The following is a 20,204-nucleotide window of genomic DNA, read 5'->3' as shown; positions in this document are numbered from 1 at the left end:
ATCACGGAGCGGCCCGTTCGTGGACCGGTGCGTCCGCGCCGAGCTCGTTGACGAGCTGCATCGCCTGCTTCAGGTCCGGCGTATTAAAACCCTCGCTGAACTTGGCGACAACGGGCGCGAGCAGGAGACGTGCGTGCTCACGCTTGCCGGCGTCGACCGACAGCCGCGCCAGGCTGACGGCAGTGCGAAGCTCCCAGGACAGCGCGCCCTGCCTGCGCGCAATCTCCAGCGACAGAGCGAACAGATCCGCAGCCTCCTGCACCGAAGCCGGATCACCGTCCGACATCGTGATCTCGCCTTGCAGGCGATACACCTCGGCGAGATAGGAGTGATCGCCGGTCCGTCTGGCGGTCGCGAGCGCGCCGTCAAGCGCGCGCAAGGCCGCTTCGCGCATCCCGACCTTGGCATAGGCTTCCGCGAGCAGACAGCGGAACCAGCAGCCGGCGAGCCAGGAATCCATCGCCTCGTACTCGTCGAGGCCGAAGCGCATCTGGCTGAGGCCTTCATCCGCCTCGCCGAGTTGAGCCAGCGCCCAGCCGCGCAGGATCGCGGCTTGCTGCTTCCAATGCAGGAAATTGTGTTCGGTGGCGATGATCATGGCGCGGTTGGCGTGGTCGCGCGTGCCCTCGACGTCGCGCAGATGCTGGCAGAGATAGGCACCGAACACGAGCGCGAAGGCGAGCGTGAAGGGATGGCGGATCTTCTCGGCATTCGCGATCGCCTGCTCGCTGTGCTGGCATGCGGCGTCAGGCTGGCCGAGGAACCACAGGAGGTAGCCGAGATAGGACAGCGAGACGACGCCGGGATCGGTGCCGTGCCGCTCCATCAGATCGGAGTGCAATTCGGGGCTGTAGAGATTGATGCAGCGGTGCAAATGATGTTGGGAAGCAGCAAAGCGTCCCCGATAGAGCATGGTCATCGCGATCGAGCGGTGCGCTTCGATCAGATAGCCGGTCTGCTGCGCCGGCTGCGTCCGTTCGTTCAACCGTTCGCGCTTGGCGAATTTCAACAGCTCGACGCTGAGATCGTGCGCGCGGGTGAGATCGGCGCGAATGAAATGGCAGACCCACAGGCCGCGGGTGGCGGCAAAGGCCTTTTCGTCGTCGTCGAGCTGCTGACCGAGCTCGAGCGCGCGGATGTAGTTCTCCTCGACCTCCTGCACCGCATAACCCTTGGCGGAGATCAGCGCGTTGCCGAGCGCGATCCGCAGATCGAGCTCCATCTCGTCCGCGCCCTGCATGCGCGCATTGGCCTGCACGACGCTCAAGCCCCGGCGCAGGTGACCGATCGCCTCCAGATTGGCGCCGCTCCTGGCCGCCTGCTTGCCGGCCTTGAGCCAGAAGCTGGCGGCGCCCTCGCTCTGGCCGGACTCGGTCAGGTGATGGGCGAGCAACTCAGGTTCGCGCTCGGTCTTCTCCGGATACATCTCGGCGAGCACCTGGGCGATCCGCGAATGCAGCTTGCGCCGCTCGCTGTGCAAGAGGCTCGCATGCGCAGCGTTCTGGATCATCACGTGCTTGAAGGAGTAGAGCGCATCCGGCGGGTGGCCGCGGCGCATGATCAGCCCCGCCTGCTCCAGATGATTGAGCGCGGCCTCGATCTGCTCGGCCGGCGTGTTGGCGACCGCATGCAGCGTTTCGTAGGAGAACTCACGGCCGATGGTGGCGCCGATCTGGGCGATCCGCTTGAACGGGCCCATGCGGTCCAGCCGCGCCATCAGCGAGTCGGTCAGGGTTGCCGGGATTGCAAGCTGCCGCCACGGGCCCGACAGGACGTAGCGCCCGTGCCGCTCGGTCAAGAGGTTGGATTCGAGGACGGTTTTCGTGAGCTCTTCCAGGAACAGCGGCACGCCGTCAGTCTTGACGATGATTTCCTCGACGACCTCCTTGGGAAGCTCGCGTCCCGCGACGCGCTCCACCAGCGTCGTGCGCAACTGCCGGCTCAGGCGGTTCAGCACCAGCGTCGTGATGTGCGAACGCGCGTTCCAGCTCGGCTGGAATTCGGACCGCGCGGTGATGATGACGAGGATCGGCCGGTTCTGCACCCGATCGACCAGAAGGTCGATCACCTCACGGGAGGTCGGATCGATCCAGTGCAGATCCTCGAACGCGATCACCAGCGGCATCTCGCGGGCAAGGCCCAGGAAGTGATTGATCAGCGCCGCGACGGTCGCATCCTTCTGCTGCTGCGGCGACAGCTCGAGCGGCGGATAGCGGTCTGCGGTCGGTATCGACAGCAGCGCGGCAAACAGCGGCGCAACCTGCTCGACGTCGCCATGAGCGGCGGCGATCGCGGTCTCGAGGCTCGTCAGCGACAGTGCGGACGGATCATCGCGGTCGAGGCCCAGGGAGAATCTGAGCTGCTCGGCGAACGGATAGAGCGCCGTGGACGTGTAATAGGGCGAGCACTGGAACGAGACCTGTCCATGGCGGTCGCCCGAGATCCGCTCGAAGATCTCCTGGATGATGCGCGACTTGCCGATACCGGGCTCGCCGAACTTGACGACGACCTGGCCGTCGCCGTCCTTGACCTGCTGCCAGCGGCCCATCAGCAGCGCGATCTCTTCTTCGCGGTTGACGAGCGGGGTCAGCCGCGTGCCCATGGCGGCGGCGAAGCGGGTCTCCACCCGCGAGGCGCGCATCACGTGCCAGGCCTGCGCCTTCTCGGAGATGCCCTTCAGATCATGGACGCCGAGATTGCGGAACTCGAACTTCCCCTTCAGCAACGACTGGGTTGAAGCGGAAATCACGACGCCGTTGGGCGGCGCCAACCCTTGCAGGCGCGCGGCGAGGTTGACGGTCTCGCCGACCGCGGAGTCGCGCTCTTCGGTGCCCTGCCCGACGAGATCGCCGACCACGACGAGGCCGGTCGCGATCCCGATGCGGACGGCGGGGGAGTGGTTGAGCGCGCCACGCGGTTCGACCGCGCGTGCGGTCGACAGCACCCGCACGATCTCGAGCCCGGCGCGCACCGCGCGCTCGGCATCGTCCTCATGCGCGGTCGGATAGCCGAAATAGACCAAAATGCCGTCGCCGACGAAACGGGCGGCAAATCCCTCGTAGTGCTTGACCACGCGGACGCAGGTTTCGCGGAAGCTCGCGATCATGTCGCGGACGTCTTCCGGATCGAACTGCACGGAGAGCGAGGTGGAATCCACCATGTCACAGAACATCGTGGTGAGCTGACGCCGTTCGGCACCGACCTCCGTGCGGGTTTGCGGCCGCACCGTCGTCGCGGGCGCCTGCGCCGTTTCAGCCTGGAACAGCGCCGCCATCGCCCGTTGGAGCCGCTTGCGATCGCCGAGCGGCAATCCGAGCTCCACCAGATCGGATTCGGTGAGGTCCCCCATGACGTCGAGATCGAGGCGGTGCTGTGCGAAGAGATCGGAGTAATGGCCAAGGCCGATGCCCTCGAGCCAGCGCTTCAGCCCGCCTTCCGCTCCCGTGTCCGGCTCATTCTCCAGCATGGTGATTTCTGCCCGACCCTAATTCCGTCGAAGGGCTTTAGGGCGCCTCAACCACAGATTTTGGGCCCAAAACTTCACCTCAGACTGGACGCGTTCCCCAACTTCTTGGAAGAATAGCTCAATCGCATCAAAAGGGAACGGAATTGTCGGACGTCACACTCCCGGCTCCGGAGGAATCAGGCGGCACGGCAGCCGAAACGAAGATATTCGCCGATATCGGCGGCCTTCTCGATTTCTACGCCCGCAAGACGCCGACGGCGCCCGCCCTGCTCGCCCCGGGCCGGCCGATCCTCAACTACGGCGCGCTTGGCGAGGTGACGCGGGATCTCGTCCGTGCGCTGCGCGCGCTCGGCATGACCCCTGCCGACCGGATCGCGGTCGCGCTGCCGCGCGGCGCCGACAGTGCGCTGGCTCTGATCGCGGTCGCATCGAGCTGCGCCTGCGTCCCCGTCAATCCCGATCTGACGGCCGACGAGCTGCAACGCTATTTCAGCGAATTGAAGCTGACGGCGCTGGTGACGCGGGACGACATGAGCCCGGCAAGCCGCGAGGCCGCCAAGGCGCTCGATATCGCGGTGATCGATTTCGTGCCGGGACCGCAAGACAATCTCGGCGGCTGCGCATTCGTTGGGCCGACGGTCGGGCCGCCGGCTACCGGCGGCGCCTCGCGCGGCGACGACGATGCGTTCATACTGCTGACGTCGGGCACGGCGGCACGGCCGAAAATGGTGCCGCTGACACATCGCAATGTGTGCCTTTCCGCCACCAATGCCGGCCGCGTGCTGTCGCTCACATCCCATGATCGTCTGCTCAACGTCCTGCCGCTGTTTCACGCCCATGGCTTGATCTCCGGCCTGCTGACGGCGCTGGCCGCGGGCTCCAGCGTGATCTGCACCGACGGCTTCGACGCATCGTCCTTCTTCGGCTGGATGCGGGAGCTACAGCCGACCTGGTACACGGCCGTGCCGACCATCCATCGCGCGCTGCTGACGGCGGCGGAATCCGACCCGGACCGCGCCCGGTCGTCGTCGCTGCGCGTGATCCGCTCGGCCTCGGCCTCGCTCGCGCCCACGATCCTCCAGGGACTGGAGGCGACGTTCGGCGTTCCCGTGCTCGAGACCTACGGCATGACCGAAGCGGCCTCGCAGATCGCGGCCAATCCGTTCGAGCTGCGCAAGGTCGGATCGGTCGGCCGCGCCGCCGGCCCCGAGATCGCGATCATGGACGAGACGGGCCGCGCGCTTGCGAGCGGCGTGCACGGCGAGATCATGCTGCGCGGACCGAGCATGACCCGCGGCTACTATAATGACGAGGCGGCGACAGAGGCCGCGTTCCGCGGCGGCTGGTTCCGGACCGGCGACCTCGGCTATCTCGATAGCGACGGCTATCTCTTCATCGTCGGGCGCATCAAGGACGTCATCAACCGCGGCGGGCAGAAGATCTCACCTCTCGAAGTGGAAGAGGTCCTGCTCAGCCATCCGGCGGTGCTGGAGGCCGGCGTGTTCGCCGTCCCGCACGACAAGCTCGGCGAGAACGTCGCTGCCGTCGTGGTGCTGCGGCCGGATGCCGAGGCGAGTTCGGACCAGTTGCGCCAGTTCGCACGAAAGCGGCTCGCAGCCTACAAGGTGCCGAGCCTGATCTGCAGCGTGGCAGCCCTGCCGAAGGGCGGCAGCGGCAAGGTCAAGCGCAACGCGCTGGCCGAGCTGATCGCCAAGGCGGAGGACGGCGACGAGGCGCGGCTGCCCCGCAGCGCGCTGGAGACCCAGCTCGCCGAGATCTGGGCCGGTCTGTTGGAGCTGCCTCAGGTCGGCGCCGATCAGGACGTCTTCGCGCTCGGCGCGGATTCGCTTGCGGCGACGCAGATGCGCTCGCGCCTGCGCGAACGCTTCAACGTCGACTTCTCGTTCGAGGACATTTTTGATTGCGGCACCGTCGCCGCGCTTGCGGCCCGGCTCGAGACCGCTGCGAGCCGTCGCGAGGCGGCACTGCCGGCCTGGCGGCGAGCGACAGGCGCAGAGGCGCCGCTCTCGTTCCAGCAGCAGCGCATGTACGTGCTCTCGCGGCTCGATCCGACGCGCTACAATTACAATGTCGTCGAGGTCGCGGTGCTCAAAGGCCTGATCGACGTCGCCGCGCTTCAGGCCAGTCTTGCCGCGATCTGCACGCGCCACGAGGCAATGCGCTCGGTCATCGTCGAACGTCAGGGCGAGCCGGCGCAGCTTGTGCTGCAATCGCCGCCGCAGTTCGAGCGCGTCAAGCTCAAACCCTGTCCTGCAGACAAGCGAACCGCAGTGATCAGGCGCGAGGCGCTCAAGCTCGCGCAACACCCTTTCGACCTGACGCGTGAGCCGCCCCTGAAGGTCGCACTGCTGTCATTCGACAAGACGAGCCATGCACTGATGGTCAACGTCCATCACCTCGTCACTGACGGCTGGTCGCAGCGCCTGTTCTGGGAGGAGCTTGCCGCCCACTACGCCGCCGCACACGGGAAGAGCGTGGCGGCACAGCCTTCGCCCGCTTTCCAATATCGCGACTTTGCGCTCTGGCAGCAAAGCTGGGCGCAGACGCCGGCGGCCAAGGACCAGCTCGACTATTGGCGAGCCCAGCTCGAGGGCGTCACCACGCTGCCGCTGCGGACCGATCGGCCAAGGCCGGAGGTCTGGAGCGGTCACGGCGCCCGTCACTATCTTGAATTCTCCAGGACGCTGTCGGCCGAGCTGCGCGCGTTGAGCCAGAACCAGGGCGTCACGCCTTTCATGACGCTGCTCGCCGCCTTCCAATGCCTGCTGTTCCGCCACTCCTCGCATGAGGACGTCGCAACGGGATCGCTGATTGCCAACCGCAACCAGATCGAGAGCGAGCGCTTGATCGGGCTGTTCGCCAATACGCTGATCCTGCGCAACGATTTTGGCGGCGACCCGAGCTTCGGCGAGATGTTGCGGCGGGTCCGGCAGGTCACGCTCGATGCCTACCGCAACCAGGATCTTGCGATCGAGGAGGTGTTGCGCGCGCTGCAGATCGCCCGGCGGAGCGATGGCAATCCGCTGTTCCGGATCATGTTCATCCTCCAGAACGCGTCGATCGAGGCGGCACGCTTCCCGGGTCTGTCGACGCGGCGGCTGGAAGTTGATCCCAGGGTGGCACGCTTCGACATCACGCTCGAGCTGGTCGAGGCCGACGGCCGCTTCACCGGCTTCCTCGAATACGCCACCGATCTGTTCGACGCCACGACGATCGAGGCCATGGCGGCTCAGTTCAAGTCCCTGCTGAAGGCCGTCATCGCCAATCCGGAACAGCGCATCTCGCGCCTGCCGCTCCTGACGGAGACCGAACGCCGGCAATTGCTGGCGACAGGCCGGGGCGTGCCGGCCAATTTCACCACAAGCGGCAATTTGAGCGAACGCTTTGATCGCCAGGCCAGGAAGACGCCGAACGCGATTGCGGTGTCGGACGGGCGCGCATCCCTGAGCTATCGCGAACTGGCCCGCCGCAGCCAGGCAATCGCGCGCTGGCTGGCGCGCGAAGGCATCGGCGCCGAGAGCGTGGTGGCCTTGCTTGCGGATCGCGAGCCCGACCTGCTCGCTGCGATGCTCGGCGTGCAGCGCGCGGGCGCGGCCTTCCTCAATCTCGATCCCGATCAGCCGCCGGCCCGCCTCACGACCATTCTCGGATCGAGCTGCGCCCGCATGCTGCTGACCGGACGGGCCCAGTCCGCCATGGTCGAGTCGCTGCTCGATCCGCTGGTCGAGCGCATCCCGGTGGCTGAACTCGAAGACGCGATCGCGTCCGGACCGACCAAGCCGGCCCGCGCCGCGCGGCGCGCGGCTTCCAGCCTGGCCTATCTCATCTATACGTCGGGCTCCTCCGGAGCGCCGAAGGGCGTCATGATCGAGCAGCGCGGCCTGTCGAACCATCTGGCCTCGCTCATCTCCGAGCTCGGCCTCTCCTCCAGGGACGTGATCGCGCAGACCGCGCCGCAGAGCTTTGTCATCTCGGTCTGGCAGTTCCTGGCGGGGCCGATGGTCGGCGCGCGCGTGCATGTCTGCGACAACGCGATCATGCAGGACCCGATCCTGCTGGCACGGGAGATCGAGCGCGAAGGCATTACGGTGCTCGAGATCGTCCCATCGCTTTTGCGCGTCATCGTCGAACGGATCAACGACGGACAAGTCCGGCGCGCCTTCGCCGGATTGCGGCTGCTGATCTCGACCGGCGAGCCGTTGCCCGTCGACCTCTGCAATGCTTGGTTCGCCCAGTGCCCGAAAGTGCCGCTGATCAACGCCTATGGCGCCTCGGAATGTTCCGACGACGTCTCCCTGCATCGCCTGACCAAAGCACCGGCGATCACGACCGGCATTGTTCCGGTCGGCGCGCCGTTGCCCAACACCCAGCTCTACGTGCTCGATGCCAACCTCCATCCGCAGCCGGTCGGCGTGACCGGCGAGCTCTGCATCGGCGGCGCCAGTGTCGGCCGCGGCTATATCAACGATCCCGCGCAGAGCCGGCAGCGCTTCCTGCCCGATCCGTTCTCGCGCCAGGCCGGCAGCCGGCTTTACCGCACCGGCGACCTCGCCCGCCGCCGCGCCGACGGCACGATCGAATGCCTCGGCCGCGCCGACCATCAGGTTAAGGTCCGCGGCTACCGTATCGAGCTCAAGGAGATCGAGAATGCGCTTGCCGATCATCCCAGCGTGCGGGCCGGCATCGTCGAGCCGCGCCGCGAGGCGAGCGGCGACGTCAGGCTGATCGCCCATATCGTCGCAAAGCCCGACAGCCGGAGCAGCGCCAGCGAGCTGCGCGAATTCCTGAAGAGCCGGCTGCCTGCCCACGCCATCCCGTCCGCATTCCTGTTCCTGGATCACGTGCCGCTCAATGCCCACGGCAAGATCGACCGGTCCGCGCTGCTGGCGCCGGCGCAACAGGAAGCGCCCGGACCGGATGCAGCCGTGCCGGCGCGGCGCTTCACCGAAAAGGTGCTCTCCGACATCTGGATCGACCTGCTCAAGGTGGAAGGCCTCGGCGTCACCGACAATTTCTTCGACCTCGGCGGCCATTCGCTGCTGGCAGGCCAGGCCATGGCGCGCGTCGCCCGGGCGCTCGGCGTGTCGCTGCCGATCAAGACCATCTTCGAGGCACCGACGATCGAAAGTCTTGCCCGGCGGGTTGACCAGGCCGTGGCGGAGACGCCGCGCAAGCCTGCCGCGAGCGTGTCAGGCCTGGCTGACGCGAGGCCGACCGACAGCGGCGGGCCGACGCTCTCGATTGCGCAGGACCAGATGCTGCGGATCGAGCAGAACCTCCCGGGGTTGCCACTGTTCAACCTGCCCTTCGCCTTCCGTCTCCAGGGCCCGCTCGACGCGACCGCCCTGGCGCAGGCGATCGATGATGTCGTGGGCCGCCACGAATCGCTGCGGACCGCGTTCGGCTGGAATGGCGAGGAGCCCGTCCGTCACCTCGCCGCACCCGGCATCCTCGGCCGTGTCCTGACTATCGAGACGATCGGTGACGGTCACCCCCACAACAACAAGCGGCGCAAAGCCCTGGAGCGCAGGAAGGTCGATCTCCTGATCGAACAGGAAACCTATACGCCGATCGACCTCACGCGCGCGCCGCTGCTGCGCGCCCGGCTGTTGCGGCTTCACGACGACGATCATGTCCTGCTGCTGACGCTGCATCACGCCATTGTCGACGGCTGGTCGATCGGCGTGCTGTTCGAGGAATTGTCGAGCCGCTATGCGGCGCTGGCCGGCTATCCGTCTGTGCCGCTACCGAGCCTGCCTCCGGCTTTTTCGGACGTCGCGCGCTGGCAGCGCTGGTGGTGCGGCACCGATGCCGCCTGCCGCCAGGCTGCCGACTGGACCGAGAATTTGCGTGGCGCGGCCCCCGTCTTCGACGGCAAATCAACCCCAGGCGTGTCCGCCGGGCATCATCCGGTCAGCCTCGAGCGTGAGCTGATCGGGCGGCTCAAGACGTTCGCCGGCCAGCACAACAGCACGCTGTTCATGTGCCTGCTCACCGGTCTGAAGGCCCTGCTGCTGGCCCGGACGGGCCGCACCGACATCATGGTCGCCACCGCCATGGCCAATCGCGCCCAGCCGAACACCGACCGAATCGTCGGCCCGTTCGAGAACACGGTAATCGTCCGCACCACAATCACGCCCGAGCTGTCATTCGCGCAAGCGTTGGCCGGAGTCCGCCAGAGTGTGCTCGACGCCCATGCGCGGCAAGAGCTGCCGTTCAACCTCCTGGCCGACCATCTGGAGCGGGAAGGAATTGATCCGGCCTCGCTGCTCCAGGTCTATTTCACGCTGCAAAATCCGCTGCGCCAGCCGCTCGATCTGCCGGATCTTGCGATGGAATCGATCGGCAACATCGCGCGCGAAGGCCAGCCGGTGCTGCCGATCGACCAGACCTGGCTCTCGCTGATGCTCAAGGAGCGTCCGACCGGCATCACCGGCTCGTGCAATTACAAGCGCGCGCTGCTGGACGGCCCTATGGTCGGCGCGTGGATGAAGGATCTCGTCGCGCTATTGGTGGCTGCCGTCGCCCAACCCAACTTGCCGCTCGGCCGATTGCTCGCTCGCAAGGCGGCATGACAGGCCGTGCCAATACGGGTTCACTCGCCAAAGCTGTGAATGAGCAAGTTGCATCTTGATTATTTGGCGCCACCGCGCAAGATTATTCCTGCGTTTTGATTTGGACGATTATTTTCAACCGGGGGAGTGTTATGGGTTTCATCAAATTTACCAAGGGTACCTCGTTGAGCGACAAGGACCGCAAGGCCCTCCTGAAGCTGCTGGGTGCCGAGAAGAAAAAACTTCAGTCCGCGCTGAAGGACGTCGACGCCAGCCTTTCGGTGCTCGGCGGCGGGAAGAAAGCCAAGAAGAAGAAGAAGTAAGATTCGTCGGCCGGGACGCCGTACGAATCTTCAGGCTTCACTTTTCGGACATGGGCCGCTCGCGTGTCGAGCCGGGGTCTCGCACAAGCTTGCGCCTGTAAACCGGCCTGCAAATCGACAAGAAATCGCCCGGGTGGATCGCTAGAAGCGATCTGCTTGGATGATTCTTGCTCAGTTGTTTCTTCCGTCGGGACGGGGATTTCCCTCGGCCTGACGCAATAGGCCCAATTGATGGCGAACGACAGAATTGAACTCTTTGTCGGACTGATCGAGTCCATTGACGCGCCGGGCGCGGTCGAGACGTGCCGACGGCTGCTCTCGGTCGACGAACGGATCCGGGCCGATCGCTTCATGTTCGAGCGGCATCGACGGCAGTATATTTTCGCGCACGCCTTGCTGCGCCTGGCGCTGTCGCAGGTCGCCTCCAACGTCGCGCCGTCCGACTGGTCCTTTGGTGCCGGCCGCTACGGGCGGCCGTTTGTCGCAGCCCCCGCGACCTCGACCGCGCTGCATTTCAGCCTGTCTCACGCCGACGGCTGCGTCGCCTGCGTCGTGTCGCGGCATGAGACTGTCGGCGTCGATGTCGAAACCGTGTCGCGGCGGGTGGCGCCGCTGTCCACCGCGCTTCGCTTCTTTGCGCCGGAGGAGGTCGAAACGCTGCGCGCACTGCCGGAGCCGGCCGCGATCGAGCGCTTCTTCGACTACTGGACGCTCAAGGAGGCCTATCTGAAGGCCAGGGGCTTTGGGCTCAATTTGCCGCTCGACGCCTTCGCGATGCAGGTGTCACGCGAGGCCATCGAGATCAGCTTCAAGCCCGATATCGCCGACGATCCTGACGGCTGGCGCTTCTCGCTGTGCTCGCCGTCGCCCTCGCATCGCCTCGCGATCGCCGACGGCTCCCGCGCCAACGGTGGCCTTCCCATCAGCCGCAATGCCTGGCCACTCCAGGAAGCGGCTGAATGACGCCGCCGCGGCTGCGCGTCTTTCCAGCGATTTCGCGCAACCGCGACCCCGGGACATATGTCGGCGAGTTGATGCGGGTGGCGCAGTTCGCCGACAACAACGGGTTCGAAGGCATCCTGCTGTTCGAAGGCAACGACGTGTTCGTCGAGCCCTGGGCGATGGCCCAGCACATCATGGCAGGGGCGACGCGATCTTCGCCGCTGATCGCCGTCAATCCGGTCTACATGCACCCGTTCACGGCGGCGAAATTCGTCTCGTCCTTTGCGCAGCTGTACGGCCGCAAGGTCTATCTCAACATGATCACGGGGACGGCGGTCAGCGACTTGCAGGGCCTCGGCGACGACCAGTCCCATGCCGACCGCTACGTCCGACTCGGCGAATTCGTGGAGTTGATGCGCCAGTTGCTCGCAAGCCCGCGGCCGGTGAATTTCGAGGGCCGGTTCTATCGCGCGCACCATCTGCAACTTCGCCCGCGCCTGCCGGCAGAGCTGATGCCGGAATTCCTGATCGCGGGCCAATCCGAGGCGGCTCAGCGGGTGGCGAAGGAGACGGGCTGCATCAAGATGCAAATGCTGCCGCCCGATCTCGACCGCGGCCTCCACTCGCCCGGCATGAATTTCGGCATCTTCGCCCGCGAGGGACGCGAGGAGGCGCGGCAGGCCGCGAAGCTACGTTTCCGCGACACCCCCGATGATCGCGAGCTGCTCGCGCTCACCATGGAGAACACCGACTCGGTGTGGAAGCGGCACCTTTATGCCGGCCAGAACGCCGAACTCGGGGACAATGGCTATTGGCTGTTGCCGTTCCTGACCTTCCAGGCCGATTGCCCGTATCTCGTCGGCAGCCACGAGGAGATCGGCGCAAAGCTGAAGGCGTTCGCGGCAAAAGGCCTGACCACGATCATGCTCGACATGGTCGCCGACGAGTCCGAGATGCAGCACGTCTGCAAGGCGCTCGCGGCGAGCGGGATGTTCTAGCTCGCCGTCATGGCCGGGCTTGTCCCGGCCATCCACGCCTTGCTCCACGCTCGAAGAACGTGGATGCCCGGGACAAGCCCGGGCATGACGACCAACGCGGGGAGAGGTGAAGGCCCCTCACCTCGCCTCTTCGAATCCCGCCAGCACCGAGGTCAGGTTCGCGCCCAAAATATCCGAGAGATAACCGCCCTCCTGCACGAACACGGTCGGCAGGCCCATCCTGGCGATGGCCTGGCCGATACGGCGGAAGCCCGGCGTGGTGACAGCCAATCCCTTGAGCGGATCGTGCTCGGAGGCGTCTAAGCCGAGCGCGATGACGAGGGCTCCGGGGGCAAAGGACTCGATTGCCCTGCGCGCGACATCCAGCGACTGGATGTAGCCGTCATCGCCGGTGCCGATGGCCAGGGGAATGTTGAGATTGGTGCCGAGGCCCGGCCCCTCGCCGCGCTCATGGGCATAGCCCCACACGTAGGGATAATACGCGATCGGGTCGGCATGGATCGAGATCGTGTAGACGTCGGGCCGGGCGTAGAAAATGCCTTGCGTGCCGTTGCCGTGATGGACGTCGACGTCGAGGATGACGACGCGCTCGTGCTTCTGCCGCAGGTGCGCCGCGGCAATTGCGCTGTTGTTGAGGAAGCAGAAGCCGCCGGCCATGTCGCGATAGGCGTGATGACCGGGCGGACGGCAGAGCGCATAGGTGGCATCCTCGCCGTCCATCAGCATCTGCGCGGCGGTGACCGCAACGTCCGTCGCGGCGCAGGCCGCGGCCCAGGTGCCCGGACCGATCGGCGCCGCGGTGTCGGCGGTGTGCCAGCCGAGCTTGCCGACGATGTGGGTCGGATAGGTCGCGGCATGACGCACCGGATGGATGTTGCCGATCATCTCCGGGCCGGAATCGCCGAGCGCGGTCCAGGCGTCCCAGGCTTCGCTCAGGAACGACAGATATTCCGGGCTGTGAATCCGTGCGCGGGGGCCCTGCCCGAATGTCTTGGGCTCGACCAGCTGGTGCTTGCCGTCCTTCAATCCCTTGAGCAGCCGATCAGCGCGCTCGGGCTGCTCGGTGGTGCGCTTGACGACGCCGCGAACCAGGAAAAATTGCGGATCGTGGCTGCGGTGCAGTTCGGTATGGACGGCTTTCACTCAAACACTCCGTGGTCGCGTGCTCACAGATGTCTTGATCGCTGCGGCGGTCGGAAGCAAGCAAGAAGAATGCCGTCTCGACTGCCCTGCGCCGGAAGCAGAGGGCCCCCGGAGCTCAGCAGCGACCGCGCTGGAGACAGTGCTCGCGGCCCTGCTGATCGGTACGGAAGGACTCGATGAAGCCGCCCTGACGCTGGGTGACGAAGACGGTCTTGCCGTCGCTGCCACCGAAGGCGAGGTTGGTCGGCTCCTTCCCCTTCAGCCCGATCTCCCGCTCGACCGCGCCATTGGGCTTCATCAGCGCAACTGTCCCCTTGAGAATCCGCGCGACATAGAGACGGCCGGCAACGTCGGTACGCAAGCCATCGACGGTGTCGGGCTGAAACGCCTTGACCAGTTTTGCAGCCGTCAGCTCATTGCCGTTGATCGCATAGGACCAGATCTGGCCGCTGCTGGATTCCCCGACATAGAGCGTTTTGCCGTCGGGGCTGAGATCGATACCGTTGGTGGTGCCCATCGCGCGCGGAGCCGACATCACTTGTCCCTGCACGGTGCCGTCGGCGGCTTTCGCAATCCGCCAGACGTGGCCTTCCCTGCCCTTCCAGTTCGGATCGCTCGCATAGATCGTGCCGTCGCGGGCGATCGTGATGTCGTTGGGCTGGTTCATCTCGTCGGAGTGAAACCAGATGCCCGGCTCAGTCGCCCCCTTCGCAATCGCAAAGATGTTGTGCTTCTTGTAGTCGGCGATGAACATGGTGCCGCTCCCATCGAAGCGGATGGCGTTGCCGACGCTGCCCTCGGGCAGCACCGTGAATGGCTCCGACGCCGCACCGCCCGCAGGCAGCCTGCCGATGGTGCCGGGCCTGCCGAGATTGACCACGAACAGGTTGCCGTCGAGGTCAGAAGCGGGTCCCTCGATGCCAAAGGTGTATTCGCCGGCGGGCGTCACCTGCACGCTTTCGAACAATCTCGTCTCCGCTTGCGCGGACGCCGTCGCAACGACGAATAGGACGCTACTGCACAGGCACCAGAAATTCCTGCCGGATGTAATAGCCATCGCCGTCGGTGCACTCACCATTCAGGTAGGGGTCGGCCGGCCGGAAGAATCGGCTGAAGCCGGGTTTGTCTACAGCGCTCCTTTGTGTCACGACAACGACCTTTGCAGCCGGTATTTCGCCGCATTCCTTGTTCGTTTTGCCAAAGAACTTGCGCTGCGGCGGGCCGGGCTTGATCCGCATCCGTGTGCCCGGAACCATTTTCGCAACGAGCAAGTCCATTGTGTCGAGCAGGCGCGTGTAACCAGACTCGGTCTTCGGCAGGCTCTCCCCGGCCGGCGGCATCAGCTTCTCCGCGCCGAGCCCGCGCAGCCGCGTGCGCAGCTTGCCGGAATAAGGATCGCCAGGATAGATCCAGCCATCCTGCGAGAGCATGAAGCGGAGCACGGCTCCGTCCTTCTCAGTCTCCGATTGACCTTCCTTCAAGCCGAAATCGGAATGGCAGCCGGCGCAATGCTTCTCGACGAGGCCTTTGCGCAGCGTCGTCAGCCGGACGCTGTTCTGCGCATCCCCGGCGACGAAGGCCGCGAGCTGGTCGATCATCGCCTGGCTGCGCATGTCGCAGGGCAGCGGCGGTTGCGGATCACCTGCGGCGCGATCGATGCGGATCACGGTCTGGTTCTTGTCCTCGACCAGCCAAATGGCGCCGTCCTCCGCGACCGTCATGCCGACGGGCGCGCCTTGCGGCCGGGCGCCGTTGACGCGGTGCCAGCCTGCGATCAGCTCATCGAACGGCGCGGCAGCCACCGCACCGGCGTCGGTCTGAAAGCTGCGTGTCGGCTCGGCCACGCAACTGACGTGGTAGCGCACCGGCGCCGTGACAGGCCTGGGGAAGCCGTGGTCATCGACATCGTAGACCAGCAGGCGGCTGCCGGTCGGACGATAGCCGTGCAGGCCAACCAGCAGCTTGCCCTCCAGCTCCGGGAATTTCGTGCCGCGATAATACAGCATCGCGAGCGGCGCACCGTGCGGCGGCAGCAGCGAGAGCGGCGGCTTGTAGAGCGCGCCTGCCGTGCAGAGCGACTTGTAGACGCCACCCTGCAGCACGTTTCTGAATTCGGGGCTCGGCGTCGACACATCATAGCAATAGGGCCAGCCATAATGCCTGCCCTGCTCGATTGCGTTGATCTCCTCATTCGGCTTGAAAATATCAGGCAAGTCACGGCTGTTCTCGCCCTGCAGGAAGGCGTAGCCGGCATCGGGAAAATTCGGATGCAGCACCAGGGCCATCGAGTTGCGCAAGCCGCGCGCATAGACGGTGTGCGGCGGATCGGCGTCACCAGGCTTCAGCGCCGGGAAGACGCCGCCGGCTGGCGGCGCGAACAGCCAGATCGATGCCATGGCGGAAGCGCCCTCGGCCGCCGCGCAAGGTCTCATGATCGGCGCCGGCGTGATGCAGTCGTCGCTGTGCGAGCCGACATTGACGAATAGCCGCCCGTTCCTGTCGAAGACGAACGGCTTGAGCGGATGCGCGCTCTCTTCGATCCGGCTGCCGTCGGGCAGCGTGATCCGGCGCCCGGGCATGTGACGGATGACGGTCTCGACGGTGCCGCGCGGATTGTCGGCGAGCGGATCGAACCGGAAGATCGTCTCGGCGGTCGAGGCGTAAAGCCTCCTGTCCGGACCGACCGCGAGGCCGAACGGATATTCGATTCCCGCGAGGAGCTCCTTGATCCGCCCGCCCTGTGGCGCGCGCGGATCGAGCAGCAGCAGCCGTCCGTCAGCGTGGCCCCAGCCACCCATGTCGGCCACCACGAACAGGTCGCGGCCCGGCACCTGGACGATCGCGCGTGGAAACTTGAGGCCATCCGCTTCGCTGGCGACGAGCCCGGCGCAAAATCCGGCCTTCATGTCGAGCTGGATCCTAAGAAAAGCGAGATCACCGTTGCCGCAGGTCTCCGCGCCGATCGCATAGCCGCTGCGGCGGAGCGGCTCCGATGACGCGACCGAGATGGGCCCAAGCAGGGCCGCCAAAACCCACGCCAAGGCCCCCGCACATGCGCGCAGCCTTCGGCGTTCGCGCTCAGATGTGAAATAGCTCACGGCGGCCCCCCGGACTTCCCGCGAAAAGGTGTTCCATGCCGGGAAAACGCCGTCCAGCTGAACATCACTCGCCTGTGATTAAACCTGTAACGACCTTGGGGCCGACCAATATCCGTAAATTCCCTTACCGGGTTCGACCCGAATGTTTCGCGAAGGCTTCGGGTGGTATCGGTTTGCCATCAGTTGCTCCCACCAGGAGGCGCATATGGTCCAGGTCTATTTTCACTGCTCCAACACCGAGGGCACCCTGATCGACCGCTACGGCGCCGCCGTGTCCAATCTCACCGAGGCGCGCGACCGTGCCTCTCAGATCATGCGGTCGATGATCCTGACGCCGAGCAACGAAGACTGGCGCGACTGGGTGATCCATGTCAGCGACGACGACGGCGAAGAGATTTTCGATCTCCCCTTCACCGCCATGCTCGGCAAGCCGCATTGAGGTGATGCCATGCTGATCGCTTCACTGAGTCTCTTCCGCCAGCCCCTGAACTTCGTCGCCGTCAAATGGCAGACGCTGATCAGGGTCGCGGGCGACCCTTACCGTCCCGAGCTTCACTATATGCGCGGGCCTGGCCCAAAATGGCGCGCCAAATATCAGGCCAGCCGGCTGAACCGCGCGCTCTGACGGCCTGCGACTCCGCTGCTTCCTCGTTAGATCTCCGTCTCTCCTTCGTTATGGCCGGGCTTGTCCCGGCCATCCACGTTTTGTGGGCGCGCTTCAAGGACGTGGATGCCCGGGACAAGCCCGGGCATGACGAGGGGGCGAGCGTGCCCACCTCACTACCCCGTAAACTTCGCCTTGCGCTTCTCGACGAAGGCGTTGCGGCCTTCGATCGCATCCGCGGTCTTGCGGACCACGGCCTGGAGCTCGATCTCGCGGCGGAACTGCGCCTCGTAGGTCGCATGCTCGCTCTCCTCGACCAGCAGGCGCGTTGCCACTAAGGCGCGCGTCGGGCCCTCGGCGAGACGGCGCGCCAGCGTCAACGCCTCGTCCATCAGCTTCGCATCGTCGACGACCTGCCGCACCAGGCCGATGTCCTGGGCGCGCTCGGCCGTCAGCGGCTCGTTCAGCAGCATCAGCTCGAGCGCGCGCTGCCGGCCGATCAGCCGCGGCAGCAGCCAGGTCGAGCCGAGATCCGGCACCAGAGCGATGCGGCTGAACACCTGGATGAAGCTCGCCGACCGGGCCGCGACGATCATGTCGCCGGCCATCGCCAGACTGAAGCCGCCGCCGGCGGCGACGCCATTGACGGCGACGACAACGGGCACCCGGCATTCGCGTAGCGCCCTGAAGGCCGGCCAGTAGAAGCGCATGACGCCGGCCGCGATGTCTTCGCCGAGCGCCTCGGACGCCTTCAGATTCTGGCCGGAACAGAAGCCGCGTCCTGCGCCGGTGAGGATCAAGGCTCGAATCCCCTCGTCCCGGGTCATCTCGCCGATGGCGTCGGCGAGCGCGCCGAGCAGGTCCGGCGTCATCGCGTTCAGGCTTGCCGGCTCGTCGAGCGTCAGTATCCCGACCGCGCCATCCCGCGCCTGTTTCACACCTGCCATGTCGCCGCTCCCTCCCGATGTTCTCGTTGGCTGCAATGTGCCATTGTCCGCGCGCTCCTGCCAATCGCGGAGCAAGTCAGCGCAACGAAACCAGCACAGAACATCAAGACGACATCATGCCTCATCAGTTCAGCCTCAACCAAACAATCCGCAAGCCCGCCGTCACGTCCAAGGGCGGCATCGTCGCCTCGCAATCGCGGCGGGCGGCCGAAGTGGGGGCGCAGGTGTTGGCGGCGGGCGGCGACTGCGTGGACGCCATCGTGGCAACGACCATGGCGCTGAACGTGCTGGAGCCCTGGAACAGCGGCATCGGCGGCGGCGGTGCGATGGTGCTCTACCGTGCCAAGGAAAATCGGTACGAGGTGATCGACTACGGCATGTGTGCGCCCCAAAGCCTGCGCATCGCCGACTATCCGCTCAGCGGCGAAGGCGCTGCTTCGGATCTCTTCCCCTGGCCGCGGGTGAAGGACGATCGCAACATCCACGGCCCCGGTTCGATTGCCGTGCCCGGCGTCGTCGCAGGGATGGGAGAGGCGCATCGCCGCTACGCCAAGATGCCGTGGAAGGATCTGGTCGCACCGGCAGCCGCGATCGCCGGCGAAGGCCTCCTGGTCGATTGGTGGACCACGGGTACGATCTCGGGCTCGGCCGCCGATCTCAGGCGCTATCCCGCCAGCGCGGCGGCGTTCCTGAAGGATGGGCTGCCACCGAGCGCGCCATGGGGCATCAAGGCCCAGACGCGGCTGCCGCAGGACACGCTGAAAGCGACGCTGTCGCATCTCGCCGAGGCTGGACCGCGCGATTTCTACCAGGGTGATCTCGCCAGGAGCATCGCCTCTGACATCAAGGCCGATGGCGGATTGCTTTCGGTCGAGGACCTCGCCGCCTTCCGCGCGCATTTGCGCGAACCGCTGGCGATCCCGTATCGCGAGGGCAAGGTGTATGCGACGCCCGAGCTCACGGCCGGGCCCACCATGGCGCACGCGCTGCGCCTGTTGCAGCAGAGCCTGAAGCCGGGAAGCGCGCCGGACGCGGCCGCCTATGTCGAATATGCACTCGCTCTGCAGGCAGCCTTCCGCGAGCGGCTCAAGGACATGGGCGATGCCGACGGCAAACGCTCGCTCGGTGCCGAATATCTGGCGCCCGCCTGCACCACGCATTTCTCCGTGGTCGACCGGCACGGCAACATCGCCGCGGTGACGCAGACGCTGCTCTCGTCCTTTGGCTCGAGATATGTGACGCCGCACACCGGAATCGCCATGAACAACGGCATCATGTGGTTCGATCCGACGCCCGGCACGACCAACTCGCTCGCGCCCGGCAAGCGCTGCCTTTGCAACTACACGCCCGTCATCGCCGAGACGAAGGATGGCAAGCGCCTCGCCGTCGGCGCCTCCGGCGGACGCCGCATTCTGCCCTCCGTGATGCAGCTCGTCTCCTTCGCAATCGATTTCGGCATGGATCTCGATGCCGCCATCCATCAGCCGCGCATCGACGCCAGCGAAGGCGCGATCGTGATCGCAGACGCCCGACTGCCGGAGGACGTGCGCAAGACGCTGGCCGCGCGCTTTGACTATGAAGAGACCCAGGTGCAGACCTTGCCGCAGAAATTCGCCTGCCCGAGCGTGGTGATGCGCGAGGGCGACACCAATTCCGGCGCGGTCGAGATCTTTCAGCCCTGGGCCGAAGCCGTCGCGGAAGGTTGAGCGCATCGATCGATGCGGGATTGTGCCAGCGCGCGTTGAGCGCTCGCGCGATTACGCATCTGCGCGAGCGTCACGACTCCTCCACATTCGCAGGGAACTTACCTTGGCGCCGTTCATTGATTGAACGGACAAGTGCGCTCGCCCCCAGTGGAGGACATATGAAGAAACTTGCGCTCGCCGCGTCGCTGATCATTGCGGCCGGCTTCACACTCAGCAGCCCTGCAATGGCCAAGGGCGGCCATGGCGGCGGTCATGGCCACGGCCATGGTCACGGTCATTCGATGGGTCATCATCACCATGGCACGCCGCCGGGATGGTCGCGCGGGCGCAAGGTCGGCTGGCGCGGTCACGGGTGTCCGCCCGGACTGTGGAAGCAGGGCCGCTGCTAAAGCCCCTCTGCCA

The 20,204-nt window shown here is 65.8% G+C and carries 13 protein-coding genes; 8 read left to right on the top strand and 5 right to left on the bottom strand.

Annotation, left to right across the window (positions count from 1 at the left end):
* Nucleotide 1: 1 nt before the first annotated feature.
* A complete protein-coding gene (locus IVA81_RS30685) occupies nt 2-3,466 on the bottom strand; it encodes an AAA family ATPase (RefSeq protein WP_247324880.1) in 3,465 nt (1,154 codons plus the stop codon).
* Between the two features lie 143 nt (nt 3,467-3,609).
* Between IVA81_RS30685 and IVA81_RS30680 the strand changes: the two genes are divergently transcribed.
* From IVA81_RS30680 to IVA81_RS30665, 4 genes are all read left to right on the top strand, one after another.
* Nucleotides 3,610-10,062 carry a non-ribosomal peptide synthetase gene (locus IVA81_RS30680; protein WP_247324879.1) on the top strand — a complete coding sequence of 2,151 codons (6,453 nt, stop codon included), beginning with the start codon at nt 3,610-3,612 and terminating at the stop codon, nt 10,060-10,062.
* A 131-nt stretch (nt 10,063-10,193) separates the two neighbouring features.
* Nucleotides 10,194-10,364, top strand: coding sequence for a hypothetical protein (locus IVA81_RS30675; protein WP_247324878.1), 171 nt, complete (start codon nt 10,194-10,196; stop codon nt 10,362-10,364).
* 231 nt (nt 10,365-10,595) lie between these two features.
* Entirely contained in the window at nt 10,596-11,327 is a 732-nt protein-coding gene (locus IVA81_RS30670) for a 4'-phosphopantetheinyl transferase superfamily protein (protein ID WP_247324876.1), read from the top strand.
* Nucleotides 11,324-12,304: an LLM class flavin-dependent oxidoreductase gene (locus IVA81_RS30665; protein ID WP_247324872.1), complete on the top strand. Its 981-nt coding sequence runs from the start codon at nt 11,324-11,326 to the stop codon at nt 12,302-12,304. The genes IVA81_RS30670 and IVA81_RS30665 overlap by 4 nt, the downstream gene beginning before the upstream one ends.
* A 117-nt stretch (nt 12,305-12,421) precedes the next feature.
* On the opposite strand, the gene IVA81_RS30660 is transcribed toward IVA81_RS30665, so the two are convergent.
* The 3 genes from IVA81_RS30660 to IVA81_RS30650 all read right to left on the bottom strand — a co-directional run bounded on the left by IVA81_RS30660 (nt 12,422) and on the right by IVA81_RS30650 (nt 16,488).
* A complete protein-coding gene (locus IVA81_RS30660) occupies nt 12,422-13,447 on the bottom strand; it encodes a histone deacetylase family protein (protein ID WP_247324870.1) in 1,026 nt (341 codons plus the stop codon).
* Nucleotides 13,448-13,562: 115 nt separating this feature from the next.
* Entirely contained in the window at nt 13,563-14,504 is a 942-nt protein-coding gene (locus tag IVA81_RS30655) for an SMP-30/gluconolactonase/LRE family protein (protein ID WP_247324867.1), read from the bottom strand.
* The gene (locus IVA81_RS30650) at nt 14,461-16,488 is read right to left on the bottom strand and encodes a PQQ-dependent sugar dehydrogenase (protein ID WP_247324866.1); all 2,028 of its coding nucleotides are present in this window, start codon (nt 16,486-16,488) and stop codon (nt 14,461-14,463) included. Before IVA81_RS30650 ends, IVA81_RS30655 begins: the two co-directional genes overlap by 44 nt.
* A 262-nt stretch (nt 16,489-16,750) precedes the next feature.
* On the opposite strand from IVA81_RS30650, the gene IVA81_RS30645 reads away from it, so the two are divergent.
* Nucleotides 16,751-16,984, top strand: coding sequence for a hypothetical protein (locus IVA81_RS30645; protein WP_094973683.1), 234 nt, complete (start codon nt 16,751-16,753; stop codon nt 16,982-16,984).
* 9 nt (nt 16,985-16,993) lie between these two features.
* Nucleotides 16,994-17,170, top strand: coding sequence for a hypothetical protein (locus IVA81_RS30640; RefSeq protein ID WP_247324865.1), 177 nt, complete (start codon nt 16,994-16,996; stop codon nt 17,168-17,170).
* Between the two features lie 155 nt (nt 17,171-17,325).
* Here IVA81_RS30640 and IVA81_RS30635 read toward each other — a convergent pair whose 3' ends face one another.
* Nucleotides 17,326-18,096, bottom strand: coding sequence for an enoyl-CoA hydratase-related protein (locus IVA81_RS30635; RefSeq protein WP_247324864.1), 771 nt, complete (start codon nt 18,094-18,096; stop codon nt 17,326-17,328).
* Nucleotides 18,097-18,212: 116 nt separating this feature from the next.
* Between IVA81_RS30635 and IVA81_RS30630 the strand changes: the two genes are divergently transcribed.
* Together IVA81_RS30630 and IVA81_RS30625 are read left to right on the top strand one after the other, a co-directional pair.
* Entirely contained in the window at nt 18,213-19,802 is a 1,590-nt protein-coding gene (locus IVA81_RS30630) for a gamma-glutamyltransferase (protein WP_247324863.1), read from the top strand.
* A gap of 158 nt (nt 19,803-19,960) precedes the next feature.
* Nucleotides 19,961-20,191: a hypothetical protein gene (locus IVA81_RS30625; RefSeq protein ID WP_247324862.1), complete on the top strand. Its 231-nt coding sequence runs from the start codon at nt 19,961-19,963 to the stop codon at nt 20,189-20,191.
* The last annotated feature ends 13 nt before the right edge of the window (nt 20,192-20,204 follow it).

Origin of the sequence: Bradyrhizobium sp. 141, from assembly GCF_023074055.1 — a bacterium.
Classification (GTDB): Bacteria; Pseudomonadota; Alphaproteobacteria; order Rhizobiales; family Xanthobacteraceae; genus Bradyrhizobium.
The sequence above is the reverse complement of the archived record's forward strand: the minus strand, read 5'-3'. Positions and strand labels throughout refer to the sequence as shown.